We start from the raw sequence: 6,695 nt of genomic DNA on the forward strand, positions 1-6,695 counted from the left end.
GGGTGCCGGGTCGGTCAGGAGCGGCCGGGCAGGCCCGGGAGGCCCTGGGGCGCGGGCAGCGGGAGGTCCAGACGGTTCTGCGCCTGGGCCGGAGTGGCGACGCAGCGGAGGTCGGAGGCCGGGAGCCGGCCCGTGGTGAGGTAGGCGGTGGCCGTCTTGTCGGCGCAGGACTTGGCACCGTAGACGCCGTGGCCCTGGCCGCCGAGGACGGTGACCATCCGGGCGCCCTTCATGGTGCGGCGCAGTCCCTGCCCGCTGACCAGCGGGGTCTGGGAGTCCCACTCGTTCTGCAGGATCAGCGCCCCGACGGTGTTGTTCACGGTCGTGGCGGGCTCGGCGCCGTTCTTCCAGAAGGCGCACGGCTTGATGTTCGAGGCGAAGTCGCCGTAGAGCGGGTAGCGGGCCTTGTCGCGGATCGCGTCGCGCCGGTACTGCTCGGGGTCGCGGGGCCAGGCGCGGGTGTCGGCGCACGCCACGGCCCAGAAGACCGCGTCCGAGTTGTCCGAGGGGACGGCGCGGCCGAACGACGGCGGCACGTGGCGGGGGGCCTCGGCGCGGCGCGAGGGCGCGGCGGAGGGAGTCCCCTCGGCGGCCTTCTTGAGCTCGGCGACCGCCTCGGCGGCACCCTGTACGTCGAAGAACACGGCCCGTCCGGCGCGGATGTCGTCACCGGTGAGGAGGGTGCCCTGGACCTCGATCGGCTCGCGGTCCGCGCGGGCGACCAGGTCCCAGAAGGTCCGCGAGACCTGGGCCGGGGTGTCTCCGAGGCCGTACGTCGCGTGCCGTGCGGCGGTCCACTTGGTCCAGCGGGTGAACGCGGGCTCCGCGCCCTCGGCCCAGACCTGGATCATGCCGCGCCAGACGCGCTGCGGGTCGACCGCGCTGTCGAGGACGAAGCGGTCGGTGCGCCGGGGGAACATCTGGGTGTAGACGGCGCCCAGGTAGGTGCCGTACGAGTACCCCAGGTAGGAGATCTTCTTCTCGCCGAGCACGGCGCGGACGACGTCCATGTCCCGCGCGCTGTTGCGGGTGGTGAAGTGGGCCAGGGCGTCACCGTTCCTCGCCCGGCACTTGTCGGCCACGGTCCGGGCCCAGCGGACGTCCTTGTCGAACGTCGCGGCCTTGTACGGGCGCTGCCAGTTCAGCTCCTCGTCGTTCAGACCGCAGCCGAGGGGCGAGCTCTGGCCGACGCCTCGGGGGTCGAAGCCGATCAGGTCGTACCGCTCCTTCACGGCGGTCGGCAGTTCGGGTCCCAGCCAGAGGGGCATGTCGAGGCCGGGGCCGCCGGGGCCGCCGGGGTTGAGCAGCAGGACGCCGTGGCGCTTCTGGGGGTTGGTGGCCTTGATGCGGGACACCGCGACGTCGAGCTTCCGGCCGCCCGGCCGGCTGTAGTCGAGTGGCACCTTCAGCGTGGCGCACTGGTAGTTCGCCGGCAGGTCGGCCTCGCAGCGCTTCCAGCGCGGCGTCTGGTGGGTGTACTGCCGGAGGGGATCGTTGACGACCTGACGGGGTGTCGGGGCGGCCGCGGACGCGACGGCGGGTGTGAGAGCGGGCACCAGGGCCGCGACCGCGCTGATGGCCACGAGGGGTGCTATTCGCGTGCTTCGCACAGTGAGTCAGATCCTTGCGGGAGGTGGATTCGTCTCATGCACCTTTGCTCAGACGGGAGTTGTGCGAATCCTTCCGCCGGGCACGACTCGTCAGACCAGAGGAGGAGCGCGCGCGGGAGGAATGGTTCCCGAGGCGGAGAACGCGACCCCCGGTTCTCCCGTCCGGACCGCGCGACAGCGCGGAGGCCCGGCTGCCCGCACACGCCGGTGGTGCCGGCCTGCCCCCCCGGGGGAGGAACCGGCCGGCACCACCGGCGCGGCCGGACGGGCGCCCCTCGACGCCCGTGTCAGGCCAGGACGTTGAGTGCGGCCGGCCGGACCCGGAGGGTCACCGGCAGGACCGCGTCGACCTCGCCGTCCGCGCCGTACGGGAGGGGGCGGTCCGCCTCGATGCGGACCTCCTGGCCCCGCAGGATCTCGACCTCGGGACGCTTCACGTGCGCGCCGGTCTTGAGTTCGTTCATCATCGCGAAGAAGAGACGTTTCGGCGCCTTCTTGATGATCACGACGTCGAGCGTGCCGTCGTCGATCCGCGCGCCCGGGGCGACGTTCCGGCCGAAGCCGTAGTAGCCCGAGTTCGCGACCACCACGGTGTAGCCGGTGCGCTCGTGGCGCACCCCGTCGACGGTGACGCGGTACGCGGCGGGCTTCCAGCCGAGGACCGCCCGCAGGCCGCCCGCGTAGTAGGAGGCCGCGCCGCGCAGCAGCCGGGAGTGGTTGGCGTGGCGGTTGGCGACCGCGTCCACCCCCGCGTACACGCTGCCGAGGACGCAGGTCCGCGCGTGGACGGCGGACTCCACCTCGATCGTGTCGACGGCCCGCGGCTCGGCGTGGAGCAGGGTCTCGACGAGCCGCCGGGGGTCCGAGGGGAGGTCCAGGGCGCGGGCGAAGTCGTTGCCGCGGCCCGCGGGGACGAGGCCGAAGACCGTGTCCGTACCGCTGAGCGCGCCGCCGACGCAGCCGGCCATCCCGTCACCGCCGACGGCGAGCACCACGTGCCCCCGGGCCCCGGCCTCCCGGGCGAGTTCGCGTGCGTGCTCCAGGCTGCGGCTGTAGACGGTGTCGAGCCTCGCGCCCGCCTCCCGCAGCAGACGGGCCAGCGGGAGGAGACCCGCCGTGCCGCTGGAACCCCCTGCGGTGGGGTTGACGACGGCGGTGAACTGTCGCATGGGCATGGCCTCCGGGCGGCAGAAGTAGGGTCAGCGGACGGGGATGAGGACTCCGGGGCTGAGCACACCGGAGGGGTCGACCTCGGCCTTGACGGCCTGGAGCATACGGATGCCGAGCGGGCCGACCTCCCGGGCGTACCAGTCACGGTGGTCGGTGCCGACGCCGTGGTGGTGGCTGATGGTGCCGCCGGCGGCCAGGATCGCGTCGTTGGCCGCCCGCTTCGCCGGCTCCCAGTGCGCGACGGGGTCCTCGCCCTGGGCGGAGACGACGGTGAAGTACAGCGAGGCGCCGTTCTCGTACGTGTGGGAGATGTGGCACATCACGAGCGGCGGGGTGCCGGCCTCGGTGAGCGTGGCGGTCAGCGCGTCCCGCACCGCCGTGTGGAGACCGGGGAGGGCGGACCAGAACGCCGCCGTCTCCAGCGTCTCCGCGAACGCCCCGGCGTCGAGCAGGGCGTCCCGCAGGTAGGGCGCGTTGTACCGGCCGTGCTCCCACTTGTCGCCGGGCTCCTCGCCGATGAGCTCGCCGCCGCAGGCGAGGAGGACCTCGCAGGCCGCGGCGCGCCGGGCCGCCGTCTCCTCGGCGCCGCCCTCGTACCCGACGACGGCCATGCAGCCCGGGTTCTCGGGGAGTGCGGCGCTGCCGATGGCGTCCGGCTGCGCGAGGCCGACGAAGGTCTCCGACTCGTCCGACAGGCGCAGCACCGTGGGCCGGGGGCCGTCCTGGGCGAGCCGGCGCAGCGCGGCGGTGCCGGCCTCGAAGGAGGTGAAGCGCCAGCCCTCGTAGATCCGCTCGGCGGGGAGCGGCCGGATGCGCACGGTCACGGCGGTGATCACGCCGAGGGCGCCCTCGGAGCCGAGGACCAGCTGGCGCAGGTCGGGGCCGGCCGCCGAGCGCGGGGCCCGGCCGGTCTCCAGGGTGCCTTCGGGGGTGGCGACGGTCAGGCCGAGGACCATCTCGTCGAAGCGGCCGTAGCCGGCCGAGGCCTGGCCGCTGGAGCGGGCCGCGGCGAAGCCGCCTACGGTCGCCCACTCGAAGGACTGCGGGAAGTGGCCGAGGGTCCAGCCCCGCTCGTTGAGCAGGGCCTCGCACCGCGGTCCGCGCAGGCCGGGCTGGAGCGTCGCGGTGCGGGAGACCTCGTCGACGGCGATCAGCCGGTCGAGGCGCCGCAGGTCGAGCGCGACGAACGGCCGCTTCGTGGTGGGCGCGAGGCCGCCGACGACGGAGGTGCCGCCGCCGAAGGGCACCGCGGCGACGCCGTGCTCGGCGCAGGCCCGCAGGACGGCGAGGACCTCGTCGTGGTCGCCGGGCAGCAGGACCGCGGCGGGGATGTCGTCGACCTCGCCGGCGCGGATGCGCAGCAGGTCGGGGGTCGACTTGCCGCGGGTGTGCCGGATGCGGCTCTCGGCGTCCTCGCGCAGGGCGTCGGGCGCGCCGAGGGCCGACCGCAGCGCGGCGCGGGCCTCGTCGGGCAGGGCCGCGGCGGGCGGTTCGATGTCGGCGAGGGCGGCCGGGCCGCTCTCCCTCGGCGTGACGCCGAGCAGGTCACGCAGCAGGCCGGTGACCGAGTCGGGCAGGGGTGCCGCCTTGGCCGGGTCGCCCCAACCGCTCCACAACATGTCCACTTCGAGGGGTTCCTTACGGTCTGTTTCACGGATGGCGCTGCCGCACGGCCGACGCTGGCATTACACTGTGACAGATGACGCCCATTCGTCACAACCATGAAGACGCAGATCCCGTGCTCGACGCCGCACGCGACTGCGTGCTCGCCGTCGGCGTACGGCGGACCACCCTCACCGACGTCGCCCGGCGCGCGGGCGTGTCCCGGATGACGATCTACCGGCGCTGGCCCGATGTGCGCAGCCTGGTGGGCGACCTGATGACCCGTGAGTGGATCGCCGTCGCCGCCGGCGCCATGCCGGCCGCCGACGACGACCGCCCCGAGCGGGAGCGGATCGTCGAGGGACTCGTCGCGGGGGCCGCCGCCTTCCGGGCGCACCCGCTCTTCCACAAGATCCTGGACGTCGACCCGGAGCTGCTGCTGCCCTACATCCTCGACCGCCGCGGAGCCAGCCAGGACGCCCTCCTCGGACTCCTCCACTCGGCACTCGAGGACGGCCACGAGGACGGCTCGGTGCGCCGCGTCCGGGCGGACCTGCAGGCGCGGTCGCTGCTGCTCGTCGTCCAGTCCTTCACGCTCTCGCTGCGCACCATGACCGACGACACCGATCCCGAACTGAGCGAAGCCGCCTTCCTCGACGAGCTGCGCACCCTGCTGGAGAGGACCATCGCCCCATGACCCCCACGAGCAGCCCCGCCCTGCCCGGCTCCTCCCTCGGCGCCGAACGCCGCCGGCGCGAACTGGGCCGCCTCGCCGACGGCGGTCCCGACGCCACCGTCGACGTCCTGGTCGTCGGGCTCGGCGCGACCGGCGCCGGGGCCGCGCTCGACGCCGCCACCCGCGGGCTCACCGTCGCCGCGATCGACGCCCACGACCTCGCCTTCGGCACCTCCCGCTGGAGCTCCAAGCTGATCCACGGCGGACTGCGCTACCTGGCGTCGGGACAGCTCGACGTCGCCCACGAGAGCGCGGTCGAGCGGGGCGTCCTCATGGAGCGCACCGCCCCCCACCTGGTGCGCGCCCAGCCCTTCGTCCTGCCGCTCACCCCGCTCGTCAGCCACGGCCAGGCCGCGCTCGCCCGCGCCGGGTTCCTCGCGGGCGACCTGCTCCGCGTCGGCGCCCGCACCGGGCGCGGCACCCTGCCCCGGCCGCGGACGCTGTCCGCCGTCGAGGCCCGGCACCTCGCCCCGGCCCTGCGCCCCACCGGCCTGCGCGGCGGACTGCTCTCCTGGGACGGGCGGCTCTCCGACGACGCCCGTCTGGTGACCGCCATCGCCCGCACCGCCGCCGCGTACGGCGCCCGGATCCTCACCCGGACCCGTGCCCTGGAGCTCGACCGCGACGGCGCCCTGGTCCGCGACGAGACCACCGGCCAGGAGCTGCGGATCCGGGCCCGTACGGTCGTCAACGCGGCCGGGGTCTGGGCCGGCGGCCTCGTCGACGACGTCCGCCTCCGCCCCTCGCGCGGCACCCACCTCGTCCTGCGCTCCGAGGACCTCGGCCGGCTCTCCGCCGGCCTGCACATCCCGATCCCCGGCGAGTCGAACCGCTTCGTGCTGGTCCTGCCCCAGGGCGACGGACGCGTGTACGTCGGCCTCACCGACGAACCCGTCGACGGCGACATCCCCGACGTGCCCGAGGTCCCCGAGACCGACATCGGCTTCCTCCTCGACGTGCTCGGCTCCGCACTGGACGTCACCGTGCACCGCGCCGACGTGGTCGGGGCCTTCGCGGGCCTGCGACCGCTGCTCGACACCCGCGACGCGGCCGGCCGCACCGCCGACATCTCGCGCAAGCACGCGGTGCTCACCTCGCCCTCCGGCGTCGTCACCGTCGTCGGGGGCAAGCTGACCACCTACCGGCGCATGGCCCAGGACGCCGTCGACGCCGCCGTGACCGCCGGGGGCCTCACCGCCGGCCCGTGCCGCACGGCGTCCCTCCCCCTGGTCGGCGCCGCCCGCCCGCAGGTGCTGGCCGGGCTCGACGTCCCGGCGCGCCTCGTGTACCGCTACGGCACCGAGGCACCCGCCGTGCAGGCGCTCGGCGTCGAGGACCCCGCCCTCGCGCGGCCCGTCGTGCCCGGCCACCCGGTCACGGGCGCCGAGCTGGTGTGGGCCGCCCGCCACGAGGGCGCCCTCGACACCGGCGACCTCCTGGACCGCCGTACCCGGATCGGCCTGGTCCCGGAGGACCGCGCCGCGGCCGAGCAGGCGGCCCGGGACGCGCTGGCGCAGACCGCGCCGGTGGGGTGAGGGACGCGCTCCCCTGCGGGGGGCCGTCGCGCGGCCTGACCT

Annotated in this window: 5 protein-coding genes; 2 read left to right on the forward strand and 3 right to left on the reverse strand. The window is 75.0% G+C overall.

Going from position 1 to position 6,695, the window contains the following annotated elements; genetic code table 11:
- Positions 1-14 precede the first annotated feature (14 nt).
- The 3 genes from EAO70_RS09605 to EAO70_RS09615 all read right to left on the reverse strand — a co-directional run bounded on the left by EAO70_RS09605 (position 15) and on the right by EAO70_RS09615 (position 4,405).
- Positions 15-1,610: an alpha/beta hydrolase gene (locus EAO70_RS09605; protein ID WP_148002585.1), complete on the reverse strand. Its 1,596-nt coding sequence runs from the start codon at positions 1,608-1,610 to the stop codon at positions 15-17.
- A gap of 287 nt (positions 1,611-1,897) precedes the next feature.
- Positions 1,898-2,779, reverse strand: coding sequence for a diacylglycerol/lipid kinase family protein (locus EAO70_RS09610; protein WP_148002586.1), 882 nt, complete (start codon positions 2,777-2,779; stop codon positions 1,898-1,900).
- A 30-nt stretch (positions 2,780-2,809) separates the two neighbouring features.
- Entirely contained in the window at positions 2,810-4,405 is a 1,596-nt protein-coding gene (locus EAO70_RS09615) for an FAD-binding oxidoreductase (RefSeq protein ID WP_148002587.1), read from the reverse strand.
- Positions 4,406-4,479: 74 nt separating this feature from the next.
- On the opposite strand from EAO70_RS09615, the gene EAO70_RS09620 reads away from it, so the two are divergent.
- Positions 4,480-5,079 (forward strand): TetR/AcrR family transcriptional regulator, encoded by a 600-nt coding sequence (locus tag EAO70_RS09620; RefSeq protein ID WP_148002588.1) that lies wholly within the window; start codon positions 4,480-4,482, stop codon positions 5,077-5,079.
- Positions 5,076-6,653 (forward strand): glycerol-3-phosphate dehydrogenase/oxidase, encoded by a 1,578-nt coding sequence (locus EAO70_RS09625; RefSeq protein ID WP_148002589.1) that lies wholly within the window; start codon positions 5,076-5,078, stop codon positions 6,651-6,653. Before EAO70_RS09620 ends, EAO70_RS09625 begins: the two co-directional genes overlap by 4 nt.
- Positions 6,654-6,695: the final 42 nt, after the last annotated feature.

This window comes from Streptomyces sp. adm13(2018) (genome assembly GCF_008042145.1).
Lineage (GTDB): Bacteria > Actinomycetota > Actinomycetes > Streptomycetales > Streptomycetaceae > Streptomyces.

Bases quoted from the DNA above. Each gene is read 5' to 3' on its own strand.
- EAO70_RS09625 (WP_148002589.1), top strand. From the start codon at position 5,076: ATGACCCCCACGAGCAGCCCCGCCCTGCCCGGCTCCTCCCTCGGCGCC.
- EAO70_RS09620 (WP_148002588.1), top strand. From the start codon at position 4,480: ATGACGCCCATTCGTCACAACCATGAAGACGCAGATCCCGTGCTCGAC.
- EAO70_RS09610 (WP_148002586.1), bottom strand. From the start codon at position 2,779: ATGCGACAGTTCACCGCCGTCGTCAACCCCACCGCAGGGGGTTCCAGC.